We start from the raw sequence: 23639 nt of genomic DNA, 5'->3' as shown, positions 1-23639 counted from the left end.
ACATATTTTCTCCTTTCTTCGCCCATGCGTTCCTGTACCAGATAGCGGAAGAGCCTATCCGTCCGCAGATAAACGAAACCCCAGCCCCGTTTTGGCCCGGCAGGCCCTGCAGAGTTCTGTATCCGGAACGCTCCGTTTACAGTAAATGATAATACAGGCGGCTCTGGTTTAACATGTGTGAGAGGAATGAAAAAGATTGTGATTTTTGTTCATGATGCATATATCAGAGTTGCATTTATGTGGTATATTAGTAATAAAGCACAAATATCGGAGGAAATGCTATGAATTTTGCAGATTTTTTAAGCCGGCTGTCAGAGGATTATCCTGTGCCGGATTCCTATATTGCGGAAAACACGGAGATCTTCCATGTGCAGGAGCTGTCCGGCCCGCGCCCGGAGCCGAAAGCCCCGGTGCAGAATGTCCTTTATTTTGCCGATACAGATACCTGTGACGAGGCCGCATTTTCCGGGCTTTCGGAAAACGGGCTGAATCTGGTCTGGACGGGAGGGAGGAAGCCTTCTGTGTGTGAAAATGCTTTTGTGAACTGGGCACAAATCGAAACCCGCGAACCAGGCCCGATCCTGCAGTGCATCCGGGATATCCTCGTGGAATCCTGCCAGGCACAGGCTCTTTATATCTCTCTGCTGCAGGCCCTTTTGAGCGGCCAGAATATTTCCAATGTGCTCAGCGACATTGCGGAAAAAGCGGAAAGCACCCTTGTGATCATCGACATGAGCGGAAAGCTCCTGGCAAATTCTGTCCCGGTCCGCCTGCAGAACAGCCTGTGGCTGGAAAGTGTGGAGCAGGGCTTCTGTCCCCCGGACTTTATCGAGCATATCCGGGATATCCGGCGCAGCAGCGGCTTTTCCAATCAGCAGGGCCCGCAGATACACCGCTGTGAGGATGAGGCCCTTTACTACCTGCTGAGCCGCATCATCGTGGACAATACGCTGTTCGGCTATGTATTCATGATACAGGAGTCCCCGAATTTTGCCCCCCAATACCGGAAATTCCTGCCGCTGATCGGCCGGATCGTGGCGGATTCCGCCCTGCGCAGCCAGGACAGCCTGACACTGCGTTCCCGTCTCCAGGACAATACGCTCACCGATATCCTGGACGGCATCCCCGCAGAGCAGGCCGGCGCGCGGATCCATACCAGCGGGATCCATTTTCCGGACCATATGTGCGTGATGGTCGTGCGGCCCCTGTATTATCATGGGAAAACCTATTTGAAATCCACACTGCTGCCCATGCTCACCCGCATTTTCCCGACCAGCCTATATGTTCTCTACCACCACAATGCGGTGGTGGTGCTTCCCCAGGATACCGCCCTGACACTGACTGAGGAGTTATCCTGCTTTCAGGAGGCCTGCGGCCGGGAACGGCTTCTGGCCGGGATCAGCAACCCGTTCACCAACCCGGCCAGGCTGCGGGAATATTATCTCCAGGCGACGAAGGCCTGCAGCCTGTCCCAGCAGATGGATGTGAAGGGGTATATCCATTATTACAAGGATCTGGCGTTTTATGATATGATGGAACGGCTCTCCAGGGAGCAGCGCCTGCCCCAGTTCTGCCATCCCGCGCTGGCGGTGCTGCGGGAATACGACCAGCAGAAGGGAACCCGGCTTTATGATACGCTGAGGGCCTATACGATGTGCGGGTTCAATCAGAATATCGCGTCGGAGCAGTTGTTTCTGCATCGGAATACGATGAATTACCGGAGGCAGAAGATTGAAGATCTGACGGGTCTAAACTTTGAAAATCCGGATACCAGGTTTTTGCTGCAGTACTCATTTTTGATCGATCATTATCTGGAGCATTCGCTGGTATAGGAGGAAACGACGCGCGGGATTTCTTTATTCCCGCGCTTCCATCTTCTTTTCCGCGGCTTCTTTCCTGCAATCTTTTTCCATCTCATTCTCCTTTCATTTTTCCGCTTATCGTTTCCCCCTGTACTCCTCCGGCGTCATACCATACATTTTCTTAAAATACTGGATAAAACGGGACACGTCGTTGTACCCCGACAGGGCCGCCACATCACTGATCTTCAGCAATTCGCTTTCCAGAAGTTCCTTCGCTTTCCGCATACGGAATTCCATCAGATAGCTGGAAAATGTCTGCCCTGTCTCACTCTTAAACAGCCTGCTCAGATAACTGCTGTTCATAAAATATTTGTGCTCTGCCAATTCTCCAATGGAAATATTGCTTTGGTAATTCTGCGCCACATAAGCAAGGAGTTCCGATACAATATAATGATACCTCTTTGTCTCCTGTTCTTCGCACATGGTCCTTACGATATTCAGCACATAATCTTCTACTTCGGAAAGCGTGCTGTAACGGTATAAATCCGTGCGGAAGGAAAACAGCATATATCCATGGTTTTCACTTCCTTCCGCCCTTTCCCCACCGCCATTTCTGCAAAAGAAATGATACAGCAGGTTAAAAATACTGCTGATCGTCACATACAGGGTGTAGGTATTCTGACAGCTTTTCAAAATATCCCTGGTTATTTCCTCCGCCTGCGCACACCGTTTCTCCGCAATGGCTTCCTCCAGAAGGCTCTCTTTTTTCTTGCTCAGCATATTTTCCGGTTTGAAATCCGTGGAAAATTCAAATATCCTTCCCCAACCGTCCACCAGCCTTTGATTGATTGCATACACTGCTTCCTGGTATGCTTTCGCACAGTGTCCAACCTGTGTATGGGCCAGGCTCATCCCTACGGTCACTTCACTGAATCCCAGGATTCCCATCCTATTCAAAAAATGTTTCAGGCTTTTCAGGATCTCCCTGCGCTCTCCGAACAGCAGCAGTACATTTTCCTGAAAACGTTCAAAGTAAAACCACTCCCCAGAAAATTCCTCTTTCAGCTTTAACAGCAGTCTTTCCTCTTCCGGATTCTCTGTCCATTTTTCTTTTTTCCGGCTCTGGATTACCAGAAGATAAAAAGGATTCCCTTCTTTTTTTCGGAAAACAGGCTCCAGAAATATACTTCTCCATTCCTCATGAGCAGCGATTTCTTCTATGCTAAGGTATTGCTGCGTCTTTTTTGCCGTAATGCTGAGCATCCGGTCTTCATATTTTTTTCGTTTTCTGATAATCTTGTCCAGCGCTTCTTTCAATTCCTCCTTCTGCACCGGTTTTACCAGGTAGTTGCTCACTCCAAAGCTGATGGCTTTTTTTGCATATTCGAACTCATTATACCCAGATACAATAATGACCTCAATCGGGGATTCCTGCTCAAACAGATACTGCGCCAGATGCAGCCCGTCCATCTCCGGCATCTTTACATCCGTTAGTATCACGTCAATCTCTCCCGGATGATCTTCCAGGTATTCCAGCACCTGTACCCCATTTTCAAAATCCCCCATAATCTCTGCGTCCGGATCCGCCTGAAACACTTTTTTTGCCATAGCCTTTCTTGCATAATATTCATCATCTGAAATTAAAACCTTCAAAGCCCGCCCTCCTCTTTTATCCTGCGTATCCTGATCTGTATCTCCGTATAGCAGCCTTCCTCGCTGCATATCTGCACCCCATATCCTTTTCCGTATAAATTTTTGATACGCGCGTTCACATTCCTTAAGCCGATTCCCCGGTCCACATGGTTCACCAGCGTCCCCGTATCTGTATCCGCCAGTTCCCGATTCAGCTTAAGAACCTGTTCCCTGTCCATGCCTATGCCGTTGTCCCTGAGCAGGAATATCATATCGTCCCCCTGTATCTTTGCGGTCAGACAGATCTCATTGATCTCCTTCATCCGCCCGAACGCATGGTGCATGGAATTTTCTGCCAGAGGCTGCAGCAGAAATTTCAGCATCCGCCGGCCTTCTGTTTCCGGCGCGATCCGGTAGATGAACCGGTACTTCCCGGGAAAACGGATGGCCTGGATCTCCAGATAATTCTTTACATGCCGGATCTCCTTTTCCACCGGCACAATATCCTCCCCTTTGATGTTATACTGAAACATATTGGAAAGATTATCTGCGATCTTCACGATTTCCTCCATATCCGAAAGCGCCGCAATAGAACTGATCGTATTTAACGTATTATATAGAAAATGAGGATTGATCTGGAACTGCAGCATTTTCAGCTCCGTCTGCTTTTGATTGATCTGGTAAATATAAATCTTTTCAATGCTGTCGTTGATCCGCTCTCCCATCTCATTATAGCTTCTCAGGAGCAGCCCCATCTCATCCTGCCAGCTGTATTTTTCCTCTTCCAGAAGGTCTACCTTTCCCTGCTCCACCTTCCCCATCGCTTTTGCGAGTACAGTGACCGGACAGCTGATCTGGTCTGCCAGGTAAATCCCGATCAGAACCGCCGCCGCAAGGAGCAGCAGCATGGCGCTGAAGATTCCCACCATACTTTTCCACCCCGAAGCATAAATCTGGGACAGCGGCATCCAGGCAAGGATCTTCCAGTTCGTTGTCTGATTCCGCGTGCCTGCCGCCAGACATTTTTCTCCATGTATCATGAGCTCGCTCTTATCCGAGTCTTCCTTCAAAAAATTTTCGAGCTCCGCCTGCTCGTTCCGGCTGAGCTGACTGAGGAATTCCTCTTCCTGCCCTCCGGAATCATAAAGCAGTTCCCTCTCTTCATCAAAGATCAGCAGATTGGTTCCCGTATCCCCTGATGCGGATAACTGCTCCAGCATCAGCCGTATACTGGAAAAGTTCAAGTCAATATACACGGTTCCGACAGGTTCCTCCTGGTCAATATCATAGATCTTACTGATGCTGGTCACCAGTTGACAGGGGATCAGATAGATTTCTTCTTCATAGACTCCGGTATAGTATACTTTATTTTTATCGCTCCAATCCTGCTTCTTATCGATTTGCGCCATTCTTTTCAGATATGCCTTGTCATTTGTTTCTACATTGGAAAAGATCTCTCCATATTCATTGATCACCGTAGCGCGCAGCACATACTGGTTCATATTTGTCATATGGTTCAGAGCCTGCTTGATATATTTATCTTCCTCCAGCACCTTCTCTGTTGTTTTATCTTCCATGCTTTTTCTAAACATCTGCCGGATATCGTCATCTATAAAATGCAAAAAACGGATTCTGTCCATATTAGACACAATCACGTCCGTGCTCATACTCACCTGCTCCCCGTACTGATACATATAGCTATAGCTTTCTTCTCTGGCAGTCTCCATATTTCTGACAAAATAGACTGCTATGAGCAGGCAGGATATGCTGATAAACAGAATATAGGAACTGAGTATTTTCTTTCTGAATGATAGTTTTTTAAAAAAAGCTGGCATCCGGCTCCCCCCTTTTTTACTACAACTTTACTATATATGCCTTCAAGGGGCAAGCCGTTTTGCACAGCCTTTATTTACACTATGATTTTACCGCGCCTGCCGTGAGGCCTTCCACGATGTTCTTCTGCGCCGCAAAATATGCGATCAGCACAGGTACCATGGCGATCAGATAAGATGCGAACGCCATATTATAGTCGAAGGAATACTGCGACTTAAAATTATACTGGAACAGCGGAAGCGTCCATGTATCCGGCAGCTTGTTCAGGATCATCAGCGGCATCTGGAAATCATTCCAGATCCACAGAGCATTCAGCACAAGCACCGTTGATGTCATCGGCTTGAGCAGCGGCAGGACTACCTTGACATATGCCTGCATCGTGGTGCATCCGTCGATATATGCTGCCTCTTCCAGGTCAACCGGTACGTTCTGGATGTAGCTTACCAGCAGGAATACCCCCTGCATTGCCGCATAGGTCACATGAAGCAGGATCAGGCCGAATTTATTGGAAAGCCCAAGGCTGCCCATGAACTGTACAAGCGGAACCATGATAACCTGAAACGGTACAAACATCCCCAGCACGATCACTCCGTAGATAATCTTATAATAAATATGCCGCTTCATGTTCCGCGCAATGGAGTAAGATATCATCGTGACCAGAACATATATCAGAATCAGGGAGCTTACCGTAACAACCACTGAGTTCATAAAATATTTGAAATACCCTGCTTTGGCAAAAACCGTCTTAAAATTCTCCAGATACAGGGTTTTCGGAAACGCGAAGAAGTTCTGCGCTGATTCCTGCGGCGTTTTAAATGCCGTGATCAGGGTTACATAGAACGGAAGGAGAATCACGAGCACGCCTGCCGCCGCTATGATATAGGATATGGATCTGCTGAATATCTTTTTTCCTTTTGTCATATCAGTCACCTACTTTCTTACCGTTGGACATCCGCATGGTAGCAACAGATACCAGCGCGATGATCACAAACAGGATCATGGACTCTGCCACGGAATAGCCGAATTTTCCTTCCTGCATGGCATGGTTGTAGATCAGGATGCCCACCGATTCCGTAGACTGCATCGGGCCGCCGTCGGTCATCGCCTTGATATAGTCAAATGTGGTAAGCCCGCCCTTCACGCAGGTAACAAATACCATATTCAGCACCGGGATCAGATATGGGATCGTTATGGCCCGGAACTTATCCCAGGCGGTCGCGCCGTCAATGGAAGCCGCTTCATACAGATCTTCCGGCACACTCTGCAATCCGGCAATCAGCAGTACGATCGGCGTCGCGCATCCCTGCCACAAATTTACGATCAGGATGGCATACATGGCCAGCTTCGGGCTTCCCAGCCAGCTGGACTGGAAGAGCCCCCATCCGGTAGCCTCTCCAATGGCAGGAATCATCCGGTAAAATAATTCATTCCATATCAGTCCTACGGTTACAAGACTCAGGACTGCCGGAAGGAAATAGATCGAACGAAATAATCCTCTTGCCTTGATCTTCTGGTTCAGGATCAGCGCAAGGGCCAGGGAGATCACCATGGTCGCGGCGGTCAGCAAAAATGTATATTTGAAGTTAAACCATAATGCGTTTCGAAAACGTTCATCCCCGAAAATCCCTATGTAATTTTCGATGCCGATAAAGTTGTAATCCGGACTCGTCCCAGACCAGTCTGTAAAGCTGTTTTTCATCCCCATCAGAAGAGGAACTATAAAAAATATGCAGTACATTAAAAGAATCGGCAGTGTAAACAAAAATAATATTTGGTTTCTTTGTAAAAGCTTTGTCCTTTTCATGTAGAAAGCCGTTCTCCTTTCTTGTCAGCAGCAGCGGCCTGCAGCCTTCATTCTCCATAAAGCTCCAGAAATTCATCTTTATTTTCCATAAATGTCTCTGTCAGATTTGTCAGGAATGTATCAATATCCTCTCCTTCATCCGGCATAATCACTTTCTGGATCGTATTCTGCCTTTCATCAGACACCGCTTTCGGCAGTGCCGTAACCTGCAGCGCTCCCCTGCCGTCCTCTACCAGATCTACAATTTCCTGCGCATCCGGAATCTTAGCCGTCACATCCTTCATACACGGCAGAGAATAATCATTATCTACATATAGCTGCACCATGTCCTTGGAAGCCGCAAACTCTACAAATTTTTTTGCCGCCTCCGCATTGGCGCATTTTGCAGAAATCGCCAGGTTTACGTCAATGCCCATGCTCACTTTTGTATCGCCGCTGTTGCTTGGGAACGAGAACATCCCGACATTCATATCTGGGTTTGCTTTTTTAATAGAAGGAAGCGCCCAGATTCCCTGCATGAACATGCATGCTTTCCCGGTCGCAAAGTCGCTGATGGCCTGATCATATCCCAATGCCAGCGTATCTCCCTGGCCGTATTCATGGATATCGACCACCTTCTGCAGGGTCTCTGCAAACAGCTCGTCATCCTGGAACGTGGTTTCTCCATTTGCAATGTCCATATATACCGGCTTCCTGCCGCCCCTGGCGGAACCGTCAATATTGTCCTCCCAGCACTGCACCAGAGTCCATGGATCCTTGTCTGGGAAAAGGAATGGTGTCTCCCCATCCTTTTTCATTTTTTCCGCAAGCTCCATGAGCTCGTCGTAGGTCTCCGGCACCTGATAGCCTTTATCCTCGAATTTGTCTTTATTATAGTATACGCCGCTGAAATTGGCTGAGATTGGAACTACATAGTTTTTCCCTTTGAATTTGATGGCCTCCTGGTAATCGTCAACCACCTGTCCCAGGCATTCCATGCCGCTTATGTCAAGGAAATGTCCTTCTTTCATGAACTGCATCGTGTTGGAATCCTGCATGCCGCCCACCTGGATAATATCCGGCAGATCCCCTGTCGCCGCCCGGGACATGAGAACGCTGGTAGAATCCGGTACGATATTCTGGGTCACTTTGATTTCATCCTGGCTCTCGTTGAACTGCGTGATGATTTTTTCAAAAGTATCGGCCGCTTCCCTTTTCTGGGTAAAAAATTCCAGTTCGATCTTTCCCGAACCGCTGTCCCCTCCTTCTCCTCCGCTGCTATTACCTCCCCCGCCGCACCCGGCAAGTGTTCCTGCTGCCAGAGCCCCGCTCATGAGCACTGCTGCCAATCTTTTCGCTTTCATTTCTTTTCCTCCTGGTTTTAAAGTTTGATGTAACTCTTCAGAACGGCAGCAGTATGAAAAAACGGACTGAGTTAGTTTACTTGTTAAAGACTGATCTTTCATACTGAAATGGGTCGGAACGCCCAACAGCCTCAGATATGCCTGCGCCTGCCGCTCTGAATCATTGCGGTATGTTCATTATAAAAGAAAAAGAAAGGCGGTGTATATGCGCCTTTCTACTTTTTCATATGCCTGTTTTTACAAAACCGCGGCATGATATGCAGTTTTTGAGCCACAGCGATACTTGGCAGGATCTGATACTCATAAGCTTCATTGATCAAAAAAGCCGGCTCTTTATGCAGAACATTCTTTCCACAGTATGGTTCGGCTTCAGGAGGAATACTCTTCCAGCGCCCGGTCCAGCGCCGCCAGGTCTTCCTCTGCAGTGGCCCAGCTTGTCACAAACCGGATCACCGTATGGTTCTCGTCGTACTTTTCCCAGAAGCTGAACATCACATCCTTTTTCAGCTCGCTGATCCGCTCATTTTCCAGGATCACAAACTGCTGGTTGGTAGGAGATTTCAGGTAAAATTCAATCTGCCTGCCCTCCAGAACCTTCTTCAATCCTTCTGCCATATTGATCGCATGGCGGCTGATCTCAAAATACAGGTTATCCGTAAAAAGAGTATCGAACTGGATGCCCAGCAGCCTTCCCTTGGCCAGCAGGGCTCCTCTCTTTTTGATGGAATTGATAAAATGAGGCGGGCGGTTCTGTTTCGTGAAAACCACGGCTTCCCCGCATAACGCGCCCACCTTGGTTCCTCCGATGTAAAATACATCGCACAGACGGGCAATGTCCTGCAGTGTCACGTCCGTATGGCGGCTCATAAGTCCGTAGCCGAGACGTGCGCCGTCCAGAAACAGGGGGATGCTGCGGGAGCGGCAGACCTCTGCAAGTGCTTCCAGCTCTGCCTTTGTGTAGAGCGTGCCGTATTCCGTCGGGTGGGAAATGTAGACCATTCCCGGAAATACCATGTGCTCATATGTTTCGTCGGCGTAGAAACCGGCTATGTAGGAGCTCAGGTCTGCCGCAGAGAGCTTGCCCTCCTTCTGGGGCAGCGCAAGAACCTTGTGTCCGGTATATTCGATTGCCCCGGCTTCGTGGACGTTCACGTGGCCGGTGTCTGCCGCGATCACGCCTTCATAGTCTTTGAGCATGGTAGAAATGACCGCCGCGTTTGTCTGGGTGCCGCCCACCAGAAATTCGACCTCTGCGTCCGGGCAGCCGCAGGCTTCGCGGATCTTGTTCTTTGCGCTTTCGCAGAAGTGGTCCGCACCGTAGCCGGTGAGGGGCTCTAAGTTGGTCTCTGCCAGACGGGCCAGGATCTGGGGGTGGGCGCCTGTGTTGTAGTCATTTTCAAAAGAAATCATGGGGGGGTGTCCTCCTGTTTGGCTTTATTGCGTATTGCTGGAAATATATATTTTACTAATTGAAATGTTCAAAAAGATTATATAAATTCTGGATATGAAAATCAATATGCAATGTTCTACATTTCTATTTAAAGCGTCCGCCAGATCCGGAAGTTTTTACTAATCTTCCAATGTGCGGATCAAAATCACCGTCAGATTATCTTTCTCCCCTCTGTCCAGCGCCAGCCGTGCCAGCATCCTGCCCTGTTCTGAAAGTTTTTCTTCATCCCGGCAGTTCCCGGAATGGAATGCCTCCCGCATCTCCTGTCTGTGGAGCTTATGCCGAAATCCATCCGTACAAAGCAGATATACGGCATCCCTCTCAACTTTTCCGCTATGGTACACCGGGCGCAGAACCGGGGCGCATCCGATTCCCTGAAGCAGGATATGCTGTCCCTTTCCATACTCCGGTTTTCCGCATTCCGTCTCTTTTCCAGCATCCCCTTTTTCCTGCGTATTCACTCCGCCTGAACCTCTAATTTCTTTTTTCCTGTACGCCGCATCCAACTGCGCCGCAACCTGATCCCGTGTCAGTTGTACCACCTGGTCCTTAATCTCATAAATCCGTGTATCCCCCACATGGGCAATATAATAATTTTTCTCCCGAAACAGAATTGCGGTAAGGGTTGTCCCGACACGCGCCCCCAGATGCTGTCCGTAATCCAAAAGCCTGGTGTGAACATTCTGAAAAAGTTCCTCCCAGGAATCATACAGCGCATCTTCAAATTCTTCCTGGCCTGCCAACGCTTCAAAATCCCTGCGGAACCATTCTTCAAGAGATCGTATGGCCTCGGCACTTGCCACTTCTCCCTTGCTTAAGCCCCCCATACCGTCGCACACAGCCGCAAGCAGAACCTCCTGTCCTTCATATTCTGTCCGGGTAACCAGCAGGGAGTCCTGATTGATCCCCTTACGTTTTCCCTGATCTGTATAATACGCAGTTAAATAATTCATATCCTTCCTTCCATTCTCAGCTCTGCTCCAAACAGCTACCGCTCTTCAATTATAAATTCCAGCTCTTCATCTCCCAGCCGGATCTTTGAACCCTGGTTCAGCAGAACAGGCGGGTCCTCGGGATCTAACCGGATTCCATCCACATACGTATGGTTTTTTGAATGGTTGTCCTCGATAAATACATCCTGGCCGCGGACATACAAGATTGCGTGAATCCTTCCGATACATTTATTTCCTGTTATGCTGATTTCCGCAATGGAAGGGCTTCTTCCAATCCTGGATACGTCCCCTGTAATTCGAAATGTTTCCTTTGTACTGAAACGGTACAGGGAAAACTCCGGACCGCCTCCCTTCTCCTGTCCAAGAAATGCAGTCTCATCGTCATCCTCTTCCTGAAGATATACAGTTTCTCCAAAATCGCTCCCACCCGTCTCCAACTGTTTCAGCGGGATTTTCTGGGCCGGGATCGGAATCTCCCGTTTTTCATATTTCTCAAAATGAGGCTGCTGTTCCTGATCTTCTGGACGACGTTCTTTCTGCGGGCGTACCGGAACCTCCATCCCGGGAATCGCAATTCCCCCCAGGATGGAGTCCCCGGACTGTTCTTTCACCTGATCCTTTTTCTTTTTTTCAGATCTTTTTCCAAAAAAGCCCCGCTTTTCTTTCCTGTCCTCTATTTCCTCTTCCTCATACTCGTCTTTTTCTGATCGGTCTCTTTTAAAGAATTGTCCGATTTTTTCCCGAAGCGTTTTCTCTTCCTCATCGGAAAATAAAATATCCAGACAGTTCTGTTTTTCCGGATCATTGGGTGCATCGCTGTGCCCCCTTCTTTTCGGAGAAGCTGGTGGCTCCGGCAGTACTCTTTTTTGCTCTTCTATCTTCTTTCGGCTGGTCTTTTCCTTCTTAAGTCCGGCAATCTGTCCCTTCAGCCCATGTACGGAAAAAGAGCCCGGGCTGCTGAAAAAATTAATCAGTGCGGCTACATAGCTGCAGTCCTCCGCCTGATTATACTGCGCCCCCATAAGCAGTTCCTTCAAAAAAAGCTCCAGCGGAGCTTCTTCACGCACAACCGGAAGGACGATGCAAAACACTTTTCTGCCCGCCCCGTCCATATACATATAATCCGTGTCCAACACAAAGGAGGAAAACCTCAGCATATAGTCCTCCGCTTCCATAGCTGTATCCACAATCGACTCCATAATATGTAAAAGCTGCTGCCTGTTTATAGTTCCCTGCATATATTCCCGAAGGCTCTTACATCCGGTAATATCATATTTCATATAAAAATGATCATCCATCTGGATATGGTTTGCAGGGGCAAGCCCCTCGATCTGATTGTTGGATATCATTTCCAGAGTCAGAGTGTCCAGTGTATCTTCCGGCTTTTTTTCATATACCAGATATCTTCTGTCCCCCTGTTCTTCATATGTAAATGCTGTCATTTTTGTATATCCCTCCGTTTACACAGTTCCTGCAAAAATCAATTCTCCGTCAAACTTTTTCATTTTCCGTTCCGCAGCAATAAAATACCTTTTTAACACCTGGATTATGAAAATATATTTAACCGGATCAGTTTCCATTCTTCCTCCCCGTCGTCGTTTTCTATCTTCACAGCCGCCGTACCGGATTTTGAAAAATGTGATGCCCCGGTAAACCGGCAGTCTATGATCTGCTGTCCATCCGCATCAATATATCCCCACAATCCGCCTATGCATACCGCCGCGTACCCGTTCTGAAAGGATTCGGCCTCTTCATACTGATACTCTGTCACTAACTCGCCGTCCTGATTGACAAATCCCCATTTATCGCCGCGGCACACCGCCGCATATCCGTTTTCCGTAAATGCTTTCGCATCATCAAATGTCAGCTCGCCGATCCTCTTTCCCTTCCGGTCTATCAGGAAATACGCTTTTCCCGTTTTGACAAAAATACGCTCTTGGTTGGAACAAAAACCACTTTTATCCATGACCACATCTTCATACCGCTCTTCGGTTTTTGGCTCGCCATTCTTATTGACGAGAACCCATTTTCCATCTCTCTTTCCTGCCCCGGTACTGTTTTTGATCCCGGTCAGTTCCTCCCAGACGAACTCCCCGGCCGGTTCCATTTCTTCATCCAGATAACCATACTTTCCATCCCGGCATACTGCTGCCCGATCCTCGCTGATCATCCCCGGCGCCTGGTAAATCTCATCAGGAACCTTGCGGGTCTGTCCGTCCCGGTCAATATAGAGATAATCCCCGCCGTCATTTTTCGCCAGAGCGAATCCATCTTTGGAAAAAGGCTGCAGCTCCTCATACTCAGCTGCAATGATCTCCCGTCCTTCTGCATCCGCAATCCCGTATAGCCCGTCCTCCATGACCACCATGGAATCATTTACAATATCACTCATTTTTTCATAACGGCAATACAGCTCCGTATAGCTGCCCTTTAACTCCAAAAACCATTTCTGCGCATTTTCATTGTCTGGATATGCTTCCAAAAAATTGGTCAGATATTTTACAGCCTTGCTTTCATAATCGTTTTCCATATAATATTCCATGAGCAGGTCCATGGCTTTTGTATCTTCCTGAAAAGCTTCCGCGGCTTTTTCACAGGTGGATGCAAATTTCCTGCTGTCTCCGCCGTTTCGGTAAGCATCTGCCATCCGGATATAGATGTCCGAATCCTCCGGGGCATACTCTAATGCCTGCTCATACTCCGTCACCGCATCCACATAAATTCCTTTTTCTTCCAGTTCTGCCGCCTTCTGCAGATGCTCCTGTACTTTTTTGGGATTATTTACCGCTTCTGATACAGCCGTATACCATGACAATCCCAGCATGGCTATGAACAGGAGCATGATATTTTTTTTCATACGTGCATTACATACCAAGCGCCATTGTCAGGATCGTGCCGATCAATATAAACGGTGCAAATGGTATTTCCTCCTTCAATTTTACCTTTTTTAAGAGCAGCATAACCACGCTGTAAACCGCGGATGCCATGACGGTCAAAAAAATAACGGCCAGAATGCTCCCGCTCCCCATGTAGCTTCCCGTCACGGCAAATAACTTTATATCGCCCATCCCAATACCGCCCCGGGAAATTACGCCGGCAAGCAGAAACATCCCGCCGCCCGTCAGCAGCCCGAACAGCACGGAGAGAAACAGTGAAAACCCGTATTCCGGATATGCCGCCCACTCTATACACAGCAATATTCCCCTTGCCGCAAGCAGCAGGACCAAGATTTTATTTGGGATACGTCTGTCGTGCCAGTCAATCCAGGCAATCGCAAACATTGCCACAAGCAGGATCAGATAACGGACAATTTTAGGCGGGCCGTATGAAAGCATACAAAATTCCGCCGTCAGCCCGATTCCCAGTATCCCTTCCAAAATAAGGAGTCTCTTCGGATATTTCCTGTTCTGGTCCAATATTTTTTTCCGCCTTTCTGTAAAATCCATCTATTCCCGGCGCCTTTACCAGATCGAAGTATATGCGCATTGACAAAATCTTTTCTGTCCGAATTTAAAATCCGGGAACAGCAAATTTTCCATCGTATAGTCCACAATGATTTCGACATTTCCCTTTCCTTCTCCATTAGAAAGCCATTTCGATTTCTCAAAATCCAGCCCTTCCATTCCTCCCACGATCCCGATATTTTCCAGGAACCGGTCCGGATCTCCGGAAATCAGAGAAATAGAATTTTCGATATTTCGCTTCGAAAAACTGCCGATCATTTTTGTCAGAACCGCGTTTCTTCCCTCTGATTTTATGAGGCTGAGCATTTCGTCAAACAGTTCATCCGTATTGCTGAGGGCGTTTGTAAATCCCTGGATGGAGCTTGCGGCTTCCTCCACAGTCACCTGAAACTTCTCGCTCTTCCGGTTCGTCTCCTGTATCCGGGAGCTGATCTCTGCTTTTGTCAGCACATAGCTGTATGTGGAAACCTGCTTTGCGGTCTGGGTGATTGCATGGTGGATCAGCATTTCCGCCTGTACAAATCTGGCTGCATTGATCAGGGTACAAAACGCCATCATAAACGGAATCAGAAATAAAAGCGCCTCTACAGTCAGGGAGCCCCTGCTGCCGTCATAATGTGAATGTCTCTTCTTCATCTTTCTCCTCCATTTCTTCACGGTATCTCAATACCCGAGTATACTCTGATAGGAAATGGTGTAGCGGTCATCCGGAAACCCCCATGCCCCGCCTTCTCCCAGTTCGGATATTTTTCGCATAAAGGTCGTCCTGGAGCTGACTTCTGCTTGAATGGAAAGCATGGTATAGCTGGTCAGCAGATCCGTGTCCGGCGTATTGACCTGGATGCAGTCCGCGATTCTTCCGAGCACGGCCGCTTCATTCCCCCCCAGCAGTGAAATGCATAGGAAAATCCGCATATATTCTGAATAGTCCAGGGTAAAGGTTTCTGTATCTTTCGTATTTGAACCAAAATGAGGAAAAGTCGCCCAGGTATTCTTATTTTTTATAGCAGCAACCCCATATCCCTGCCTGATCTTCGATATATCACTTGCCGTCTCGACTCCGGCAAAGCCCAGTTTGATCACGACCTCTACAATAGGCTTCAGATAAGGCGCTGCTCCTGTGATTGCGGTTGCCGCTGCTTTTGCCGTTCCATCAATCTCAGAGTCCGTAAAAGCAAAAAAGGAATTGAACAGCAGCCGGATTCCAAAAATGACCATAACCGTATTTTTCACATTTTTCCGGGATTCCGGATTCCCCCACAGGATATATTCACACTCCGCCCTATATGCCTCATGCTCTTTCAAGCTATAGCCACTGAGACTGATGATCTCTGAATCCGGCCGTGTTTGTCCGTTCTCCTGATCCACCGTATAATAAGAAAACATCTGCATGGCATATTCCGCAATATACAATTTCTCAATTCCGCTTTTTAAAATCTGTTCCAGCTTGTCCAGAAAAGAATTTGCCTCGCTTATGGAATTTTTGAACTTCTGGATGGTACCTTTGCGGGCAGAACTGTTATTGACATCGCTTGAAGCATTCAGGTCTGTCAGCTTCCCGTCGGCATCCCTGCCCCCCGCGCCGGCCATTGCAGACGGAAGCTTAACGCCTGCCTGATTCCAGTTATAGGTGGGATATGCGTCCTCTTTATTGGCTTCTTCACTTGCCGCCTTGCCCTCTTCCAGCCTCTGGTTTGCCTCGTCCTGCTCCTGCTGGGAATCTTCGGTTTCCTTATTGCAGTATTCCTGAAGCTTGATATAAAACGGATCATTGCCGATCAGCCGCAGGCTGTAGGAATTGGATGCCTCGATATGATCGTAGTTCGCAATATAATTCTTCCTGACCTGTTCCAGGGACGCATACCGCACCTCCGCGCCGGATACTGCAGTCTTCGCTTCCCTCATGTATGTACTGAGCTGAGATGCGTATGATACCTCAGCGATGGACTGCCGGAAAAATTGTTCTTTTTTCAGTACGCTTTTCCATTCACTGAAATACTTCTCATCCTCCTCCACCTTGGACATCAGTTTTTCAAGCTTCTGCAGGTTGGATTTTCCTTCCCCATTAGAAAAAAAATCTCTGTACCCCTTTACATTGTTTTCCATTTGGCCTGCTTTACCGACTGCTTTCAGTTTCTCGGTCTTATCATCCCATTTGGAAAATGTATCTGCCGCGTTTTTCAGCTTTTTTTCCACCTCTTTCAGCTGACGACTGGCCACCTTTGCCGTCTGTGCCGCGGTTTCCGCAGCGCTTCGGTAGGATTGAAGCTTTTCAGAATGAGCGGAGACGATCTGCTTGGCCGTCTCCAGGAGGGCATTCGAATAAGAAGCTGAATTTCCCATCAGCCTTTCCGTCTCTGCCTTATATTTTTCGGTGATTTCTTCCAGTTCCCTGCGGTCTTCTTCGGACACAGCGGCATTTTCCGAAGGATTGTCTCCTGCCCCGGAAACATCCCCATTTTCCGAATCTGATCCTTCTTCTGAATCCGCTCCGGTTTCCGAATCCATCTCATCTTCTAAGTCCTGACCCTGCTCTGATAATTTTTGTATCCCGCCCAGATCTTCTACGGCTTTCTTATAATCCAGGCATTCGATATAGCTGTTAAAATTCTTTTCCTGATAAATGTCCGGTGCACTCAGACTCACCTTCTTTGCAGAATCAATAAATCTTTCCGCCATTTCCTTTAAATCACCGCTTTGGTGATTGGAGCGGTGATCGTAATTCTGGATTGCCTCCCGCATCAGAAGGCATTTTGCAGCAACCTCCTTATAGTCCTTTTCTGTATCTGACAGTTCTTTTCTGATTCCCGCAGTATCAGGAAATGTTGTGACAATACGGTCCAGCGCATCCAGCGTTTCCTTTGCCTTCTCAAATTCATCCTGGCATTCTTCCATGGCTTCACTAAATTCCATCTGCGCTTCCATGGCTTCGGTCATTTTCTTTGTGTCACGCAGTTGATCCAATTTCTGTGTCAGCAGTTCTGCTATGCAGACCGGAGCCCTGTATTTCATATATTCCAAAATCTGCTGCTTCTCCACCTCTGTCCGGTATATCTCGGAGCCTGGTACGTCAATCGCGTCAAAGCTCTTAGTCAGCAGATCCAGGATTTTGTTATAATCCTCTGTGTCTGGAATCCCTGTCCCGTTGAGTGATCCGTTAAAAAATGCTTCCAGATCTTCCTCCATATCCTCCGGAGATTGATCCATAACCAGAAAACCGTATTCATCATGGAGCTTCTCATTATATTGGGCCAGCCCCGCGTTCATCGCCATTTCTCCCGCATCTGAGATGACCACTTTAGACATATAGATGCGAGAGGCATCCACCGTCATTCCCCCAAACACCAGTACCGGAAGAAGGATCAGCGACAGGAATACGGATATGGCCCCGTTATTTTTGTAAAAAATCTTCAAACCTATGACTCCTAGAATATGTAATTTAAAACTGTATTTGTTTTTTTAAGAAATACGTTAAATTTTTCATCCAACCCGAATTTTTTCAAAATATAATTTATGAGATCACAGGCCACATCCACATTTCTGACAAATTCCCCCGGATTGATAGAGCAGCTATAGGCTGCGGCCCGGATCGTGGTGCCTCCTTCGTAGCCGAGATATCGCAGCACCCCCGGTATAGGGAGGGAGTGGGTGATCGTCACCGTGACTCCAGTTCCCAAAAGCCCCCGCTCTACCTGAACTTCCGGAGCGCTGATGGTTCCCAGTACGACAATCGTAGATTCTCTCACTGTGTCTGCAAACCGGGAAGCATAGCCTGAACCGCTGCCGCCCGAAAAGAAACCTGTAATCTCACGGTAAAGGCTTTTGAAGCTGTCATGGTGCGCCTTGTAATAGGCTGTTACCTCTGTAACGGAGGGTACCGAGTCCTCTCCCCAGGAGAAGTCGATCTCATTGCCGCCGCCCATGCCGAACTGTTCATATCCCAGATATGCTTCCTCACGGGCAGCAACCGCTGCGGTCTTCTGAACCTGGAACATCAGTAAATATTCCTGCATATTAAATAATGCAAGGTATAGCAGGGCCATTACGGTGCATAGTACGAGGGGGAAGTAGATGCTCGCTTCTACTATGATGGAGCCGGATTCGTTTTTTATTTTTTTCATAATTGTTTATTTTTCTACGGCAAAGCTTTGCTCATTGTTCTCAAAGTTTGCCCATTGTGTTTTATCTGCCCCAAGTTCTTATTTTTCATTAATAAACCCCATCAGATTTGCCATAATGGTTTCTACCGCTAAAATTAGTTGTTTTCTAAAGATAGCAGCTGCTGCAAGTACAATTACAATAAGCACAATCACTGATACCAAATTCGAGTCCCCTTCCTCATCCATCAAAAAGTTCTCCACCCAATTCATCAGCCCAAACTTCACTCTCCAATACAGGTTATCCAATGTTTTCATTATCGTTCTCTCTCCTCTTTCTCTTCATAATGTATTTAAGTCAACTGGTTTCCCGTTCCCCATCTAACCATACAGTATCATTCGGCAGTCAGGCAGAACGGCAGAAACCATTTGCTTACATATTTAAAAATGCCGGAACCATGATCATAATCAATATCCCGATAAAGATCATGGTCGTAGGGATCATCAGCTTGGAATTTGCCGCCTCCCCCTTTCTCTTTACCAGGTGCTTTTTTTCCTCCCACATTTCATCTGACAGCTCCTTTAAAAAATAAGAAATTTCCGAGTTGCCTTTCTGCATATTCTGAATCATAGTGGAGGTAAATCTTCGGATCTGTTTGATCGAACACCTCTCCGCAAAGTTCCTGTACGCGTCTATCTCCGTAATCCCATTCTGCACCTCCGTTACGGTTAGCTGCATCTCCCTGTAAAGCTCCCTGTCGCTGCCATATGCCACCTTTTTCCATGCTTCCCGCACGACCATGCCGGAATTGACCAGCAAAGTCAGTTTAGAAAGCATCTGCGGCATATCGGCCAGAAGTTCATCCCGCCTGGCTTCCAGCTTGTCGTTCAGCAGTTCTTCCACATACCACATGACCAGACCTGCCAGCACAATCCCCATCAGGACAGCCATCGGTTCATTGCCCAACGCCCCGAGCAATACCAGAAGCACCAGCACCGTAAACCCGTAAGTCCATTTTGCGGCGTTGATTACATAAAAATAATATTCTGCATATCTTTTGCCCTGCACCTCCGCAATCTCTTTGATCCTTTTCCTTGCGTTTTTACTCTTGCTGTCAATTTTCAAAAATTTCATCAGTGCAAATCCTATGCAGAACAATTCCGGATATTTGTACTGTTCCGGGTCTATTGAATTGACCAGCGCGGCATATGTGCCCTCATACTTTTCTGCCAGTATCATCCAAAAAAGAACCAGAATTGTTGCAATACCCAGTATCCATATTCTGCCAATATCCATTTTCCGCAGCCTCTTCCTCTCATATCTTCCTGATTAAAAACCTTATCGACAAATCTTTTTGATTATCTTTCATTCCTGCGATGGGGATCTTCGGCGATTCAAATCTTAATATCAATGATCTTCCGCCCTATCACATATGCCAGCCCGAAAATTCCCATGCAGATGATCTTCACAATGACTGACGCAGCGGTATTGGAACCGGCCATACCGGAACCCATTCCCCGGAGCATGACCACCACGATCACCGGCATGACCATCATAATATTCAGTTCGTTTTTCGAGCCCGCGATCATAGTCTCAATCTCCATCTCCACCTCGATCTTATCATTGATGATCTCCCGGGTGTCTGATACGATCCGCTTCAGGTCGCTTCCCTGGCGGTTGCAGATTTCAAATACATTCGCAAAGCTCATCACATCGTCCAGACTGCTGCGCTTCGCAAAGTCCAATAGAAGCTCTTCTATATTTATATTATTTTCCAGACCGGTACAAATCATCTGCACCTCCCGGACTATATCCGCATCCTCCCCATAGATGGACGTCATGTCGCTGATTGCATCCTTAAATGCTTCTACCGTGTTCTGTCCCGCGGAATAGGAGGAAGTCAGCGACTCCATCAGATCCTTAAACTGCGTTCGCAGCTCATTGAGCTGTCTTTTTTTACGAAATCCGCAATAATAGTTCGGCATGAGCTTCGCACAAACCACCCCTCCTGCCAGGGCTAAAACTACATTGTCAAAAAATGCAAGCAGTACAATAAGCGCCGCTGTGAATCCCAGAATCCAGGCAATCAAAAAGTCTGTTTTTTTCATGTGATATACATGATAGTCTTTCCCGCTGCCCATCAGCCCATGCTGCTCCACATATTCTTCTGCCGGCTTTTTCTTATTCTTCTTTTTCTTTTTTTCAGTCTGTTTTATTTCCTTTGCCTGTTTTTTCTTTTCTGCCTGCTTCGTCTTTTCCGTTTGTTTTTTCTTCCATAGGGCCATACTCATATAACCTCGTTTATCCCAGATAATCTCAATTTATAATCATTTTGAAACGGGTTTTCCGTCCGCATCAGTCTACCGGAGACCTTTTCCAGGGTGGAATCCTCATCTTCTACAAACCGGTAAATGGGATTGACCTGGATTCTGCCCTTCTCATATCCGGTGATCTCGCTGATTTCCATAGTTCTTCTTGTCTTATCCCGAAGACGGGACAAATGGATAACCACATCCACCGCAGACGCGATCTGCTGCCTGACTGCTTCCAGCGGCAGTCCCTCGGACCCCTGGAGTACCATTGTCTCCAATCGGCTCAGCATATCTCTGGTACTGTTGGCATGACCGGTGCTTAAAGATCCGTCATGCCCCGTGTTCATGGCCTGGAGCATGTCCAACGCCTCCTCGCCGCGCACCTCCCCCACGATGATCCTCTCCGGACGCATTCGCAGTGAAGCCTTAATCAGGTCGCGGATGGCAATTGCGCCGCTTCCCGATGCATTGGCGTTTCTCGTTTCCATCCTCACCAGATTGTCAATCCCTTCTATCTGGAGTTCCGCCGAATCTTCAATCGTAATGACACGCTCATCATGGGGTATGAAGTGGGACACTGCATTTAAAAATGTAGTCTTTCCGGAGCCCGTTCCGCCGGAGATGAAAATGTTATACTTTGCTTTTACAAGAAGCTCCAGAACATGCGCGACTTCCTGGGTAATCGAACCATATTTTAGAAGCTGCCGAATCGTCATTGGAGTCTTGGAAAACTTTCGGATGGTAACCGTCGCCCCATTCAGGGAAATCGGAGGCAAAACCACATTGACACGGGAACCGTCCGGCAGTCTTGTGTCAACAATGGGATTTGCCTGGTTTACTTCCCTTCCTGCCTGTCCCACGATCTTCTGCACAATATCCTCCAGCTGCTTTTCATCATCAAATACCTGATCCAGTTTATACAGCGCACCCGACTTCTCTACAAAAATATCGTCCGGTCCGTTGATCATAACCTCCGTAATTTCATCATCCTTTATAATGGAATCCAAAAGCCCCAGACCGCGGATTGAGTCAAAGATACGCTCCGTAATATCTATCCGTTCTTCAATCGTAATATACTCATCTTTCACCTCTTCGACTACAAGCTGTTTAATCGCATCTTCCAGCGCGTCATTATCAATCTGGTTCAAATTGTATTTTTCGAAAATTCTGGTTCTGAGATTTTTTACAATCTGAGACTTTTTTTCTTCCTTCATCATTTCCTCCGTGTATATCCGGTAAAAAAATCCATTTATAGAGGTATTGAAACTGTCCGAAGCGCATCCGAGATTTTTTCCGCCAGCTTCCTCCCGTCGATTCCTTCGAACCGATGGATTCCTCCCAAAACAGGAACCGCCGTTTTTTCAAGCCGTACGCTGCTTTTCGAGCTGAAACGGCTGTACAGAAGACAGGTTTTACTCAATATCTCACATTCCTGTCTCTGCTCCATCACACCCGCTGTTTCACAGAAACTCTCAAATTTCTGATTTCCTGCAGTACTCCCATCTGATACATATATGATCCGGTCCGCATAATCCTGCATCAACATAACCATCCGTTCCGTCATTTCACCAGACAGGTCTATGACTATCTCCTCATATTTTGCAGACTGCATAAGTCCCTGAATAAGCATCCGCACCTCATCATCGGACAATTCGAACATGTCATAGGCATTTTTACAGGAACTGAAAAAATCTACCCCCGACGGGTCAGTCTGCGCCGCACTTTCCAGCTTGATCAGGAGATTGCCCTTTCTGCTCTTCAGGGAATATATAACATCCGAAAAACTCAGCTTTCCTTCCCCATGAAAATAAAGCTCCGGATTCCCGAATTTCTGCAGGCATAAATAAAACAGCTTCTTTTTCTTCTCAGCCTGACTCAGCGCATACGCGGCTGCGGCTGCCGATGTTCCTGCCCCTCCCTGAACCGAGGTAAACAATACGGTCTGAACCTCTGTTTTACTTTTCTTCAGCTTTACATCCGAAAGGTTCTCCGCATACAAACCGAGGATCATTTTATAAATCATCTCTGCCTTCTGATATCTGCATATAGCTGGCATTCCCCCGATTTCATCCACATCTGGTATCGCACTGAAATATCCGGCGGTCACTCCATCCGGTATGCACGCTTCTTTTATTTGGATAAATTCATCAAACAGCACGATATCGGCATGAAAGGTTTTCAGCCCTTCATACAATGTATCTTCATTTGAAAACAGAGAAAGGCTGATTCTGTCCGCATATTTTTGCTGGAATATTTTTGCCAGCCTGTCCATAAACTCTATATCATGATCCAATACGGCCACTTTTATTTTCATTGTAGTTTCCTCTCTGAAGAACATATGCTTTAACACTATGTTTTATCGTTTTTATTATATGTTTTAGCGTAGTAAATTGCAATACTAATTCACTTATAATTAGCAAGTATACCTGTAATTCTGTAACGCGGGTTGTTGCAGGTCACACTGATAATACTAATGGGCGCTCGGTCTGCCGGTTTCATTTCGAAACCGCAGGCAAATGATACAGGCTTTTTTGCAGAAGATATAAATATTAAAAACACTGTATTAACATCCGTAAAAACATATAGAAAATGGCAGAGTGTGAACTGTGACTAATATTTATTCAGGAGGTGAAACCCTGCTATGGATATATTAGGCAAGATCGTTCAATACCGTCTGGAACGCAATTGGTCTGAATATCAACTGGCCGAAAAATCAGGGCTCACGCAGTCTACGATTTCTTCCTGGTATCGTAAAAATATGCTTCCTACGATCCCTTCTCTCAGCAAGATCTGCGATGCCTTTGGAATTACGTTGTCTCAATTTTTCCTGGAAGACAATGATAATGCCACCCTTCTTAATGACCAGCAGGTCCAATTGCTCCACTATGCCGCAAAGTTGGATTCTCAGCAGTACGAAGCACTGATTCAGTTTCTGAAGCTTCTTTAAG

At 47.2% G+C, this 23639-nt stretch carries 20 protein-coding genes; 2 read left to right on the top strand and 18 right to left on the bottom strand.

Translation table 11 applies throughout. The features are described 5' to 3' along the window. Positions 1 to 281: 281 nt before the first annotated feature. Positions 282 to 1832, top strand: a complete 1551-nt coding sequence (locus EBB54_RS24545; RefSeq protein WP_125129365.1) for a PucR family transcriptional regulator — start codon at positions 282 to 284, stop codon at positions 1830 to 1832. A gap of 105 nt (positions 1833 to 1937) precedes the next feature. Here the strand turns inward: EBB54_RS24545 and EBB54_RS24540 are convergent, their stop codons facing one another. The 18 genes from EBB54_RS24540 to EBB54_RS24455 form a co-directional block, all read right to left on the bottom strand. Further along, entirely contained in the window at positions 1938 to 3455 is a 1518-nt protein-coding gene (locus EBB54_RS24540) for a response regulator transcription factor (RefSeq protein WP_162307194.1), read from the bottom strand. Beyond that, positions 3452 to 5269 (bottom strand): sensor histidine kinase, encoded by a 1818-nt coding sequence (locus tag EBB54_RS24535; protein ID WP_125129363.1) that lies wholly within the window; start codon positions 5267 to 5269, stop codon positions 3452 to 3454. The genes EBB54_RS24540 and EBB54_RS24535 overlap by 4 nt, the downstream gene beginning before the upstream one ends. A gap of 79 nt (positions 5270 to 5348) precedes the next feature. Further along, positions 5349 to 6188 (bottom strand): carbohydrate ABC transporter permease, encoded by an 840-nt coding sequence (locus tag EBB54_RS24530; RefSeq protein ID WP_125129362.1) that lies wholly within the window; start codon positions 6186 to 6188, stop codon positions 5349 to 5351. Position 6189: 1 nt separating this feature from the next. After that, on the bottom strand, positions 6190 to 7071 hold the full coding sequence (locus EBB54_RS24525) for a carbohydrate ABC transporter permease (RefSeq protein WP_125129361.1): 882 nt from the start codon (positions 7069 to 7071) through the stop codon (positions 6190 to 6192). A gap of 47 nt (positions 7072 to 7118) precedes the next feature. Then, a complete protein-coding gene (locus tag EBB54_RS24520; protein WP_162307193.1) occupies positions 7119 to 8414 on the bottom strand; it encodes an ABC transporter substrate-binding protein in 1296 nt (431 codons plus the stop codon). A gap of 369 nt (positions 8415 to 8783) precedes the next feature. Further along, complete coding sequence (locus EBB54_RS24515; protein ID WP_125129359.1) at positions 8784 to 9824, bottom strand: threonine aldolase family protein; 1041 nt, start codon at positions 9822 to 9824, stop codon at positions 8784 to 8786. A gap of 159 nt (positions 9825 to 9983) precedes the next feature. Beyond that, complete coding sequence (locus EBB54_RS24510) at positions 9984 to 10817, bottom strand: PP2C family protein-serine/threonine phosphatase (protein WP_125129358.1); 834 nt, start codon at positions 10815 to 10817, stop codon at positions 9984 to 9986. Positions 10818 to 10852: 35 nt separating this feature from the next. Beyond that, positions 10853 to 12259, bottom strand: coding sequence for a DUF6382 domain-containing protein (locus tag EBB54_RS24505; protein WP_125129357.1), 1407 nt, complete (start codon positions 12257 to 12259; stop codon positions 10853 to 10855). A 104-nt stretch (positions 12260 to 12363) separates the two neighbouring features. Next, complete coding sequence (locus tag EBB54_RS24500) at positions 12364 to 13674, bottom strand: WG repeat-containing protein (protein WP_125129356.1); 1311 nt, start codon at positions 13672 to 13674, stop codon at positions 12364 to 12366. A gap of 7 nt (positions 13675 to 13681) precedes the next feature. After that, positions 13682 to 14263: a prepilin peptidase gene (locus tag EBB54_RS24495; protein ID WP_125129355.1), complete on the bottom strand. Its 582-nt coding sequence runs from the start codon at positions 14261 to 14263 to the stop codon at positions 13682 to 13684. A gap of 15 nt (positions 14264 to 14278) precedes the next feature. Beyond that, a complete protein-coding gene (locus EBB54_RS24490) occupies positions 14279 to 14917 on the bottom strand; it encodes a hypothetical protein (protein WP_125129354.1) in 639 nt (212 codons plus the stop codon). A 27-nt stretch (positions 14918 to 14944) separates the two neighbouring features. After that, entirely contained in the window at positions 14945 to 17695 is a 2751-nt protein-coding gene (locus tag EBB54_RS24485) for a DUF5702 domain-containing protein (RefSeq protein ID WP_125129353.1), read from the bottom strand. 11 nt (positions 17696 to 17706) lie between these two features. Continuing rightward, entirely contained in the window at positions 17707 to 18402 is a 696-nt protein-coding gene (locus EBB54_RS24480) for a hypothetical protein (protein WP_125129352.1), read from the bottom strand. A gap of 78 nt (positions 18403 to 18480) precedes the next feature. Then, positions 18481 to 18696 (bottom strand): archaellin/type IV pilin N-terminal domain-containing protein, encoded by a 216-nt coding sequence (locus EBB54_RS24475; protein ID WP_125129351.1) that lies wholly within the window; start codon positions 18694 to 18696, stop codon positions 18481 to 18483. A 115-nt stretch (positions 18697 to 18811) separates the two neighbouring features. Then, positions 18812 to 19675 (bottom strand): type II secretion system F family protein, encoded by an 864-nt coding sequence (locus EBB54_RS24470; protein WP_125129350.1) that lies wholly within the window; start codon positions 19673 to 19675, stop codon positions 18812 to 18814. A 98-nt stretch (positions 19676 to 19773) separates the two neighbouring features. After that, positions 19774 to 20670 carry a type II secretion system F family protein gene (locus EBB54_RS24465; protein WP_125129349.1) on the bottom strand — a complete coding sequence of 299 codons (897 nt, stop codon included), beginning with the start codon at positions 20668 to 20670 and terminating at the stop codon, positions 19774 to 19776. Beyond that, positions 20667 to 21908, bottom strand: coding sequence for a CpaF family protein (locus tag EBB54_RS24460; protein WP_330554604.1), 1242 nt, complete (start codon positions 21906 to 21908; stop codon positions 20667 to 20669). Before EBB54_RS24460 ends, EBB54_RS24465 begins: the two co-directional genes overlap by 4 nt. A gap of 32 nt (positions 21909 to 21940) precedes the next feature. Beyond that, positions 21941 to 23005: a P-loop NTPase family protein gene (locus tag EBB54_RS24455; protein WP_125129348.1), complete on the bottom strand. Its 1065-nt coding sequence runs from the start codon at positions 23003 to 23005 to the stop codon at positions 21941 to 21943. A 327-nt stretch (positions 23006 to 23332) separates the two neighbouring features. Here EBB54_RS24455 and EBB54_RS24450 point away from each other — a divergent pair, with 327 nt between their 5' ends. Next, positions 23333 to 23638, top strand: a complete 306-nt coding sequence (locus tag EBB54_RS24450) for a helix-turn-helix domain-containing protein (RefSeq protein ID WP_004075683.1) — start codon at positions 23333 to 23335, stop codon at positions 23636 to 23638. Position 23639: the final 1 nt, after the last annotated feature.

The organism is Schaedlerella arabinosiphila (assembly GCF_003885045.1).
Classification (GTDB): Bacteria; Bacillota; Clostridia; order Lachnospirales; family Lachnospiraceae; genus Schaedlerella; species Schaedlerella arabinosiphila.
Note: the sequence above shows the minus strand (reverse complement) of the source record. Positions and strands in the feature narration are given on the sequence as shown.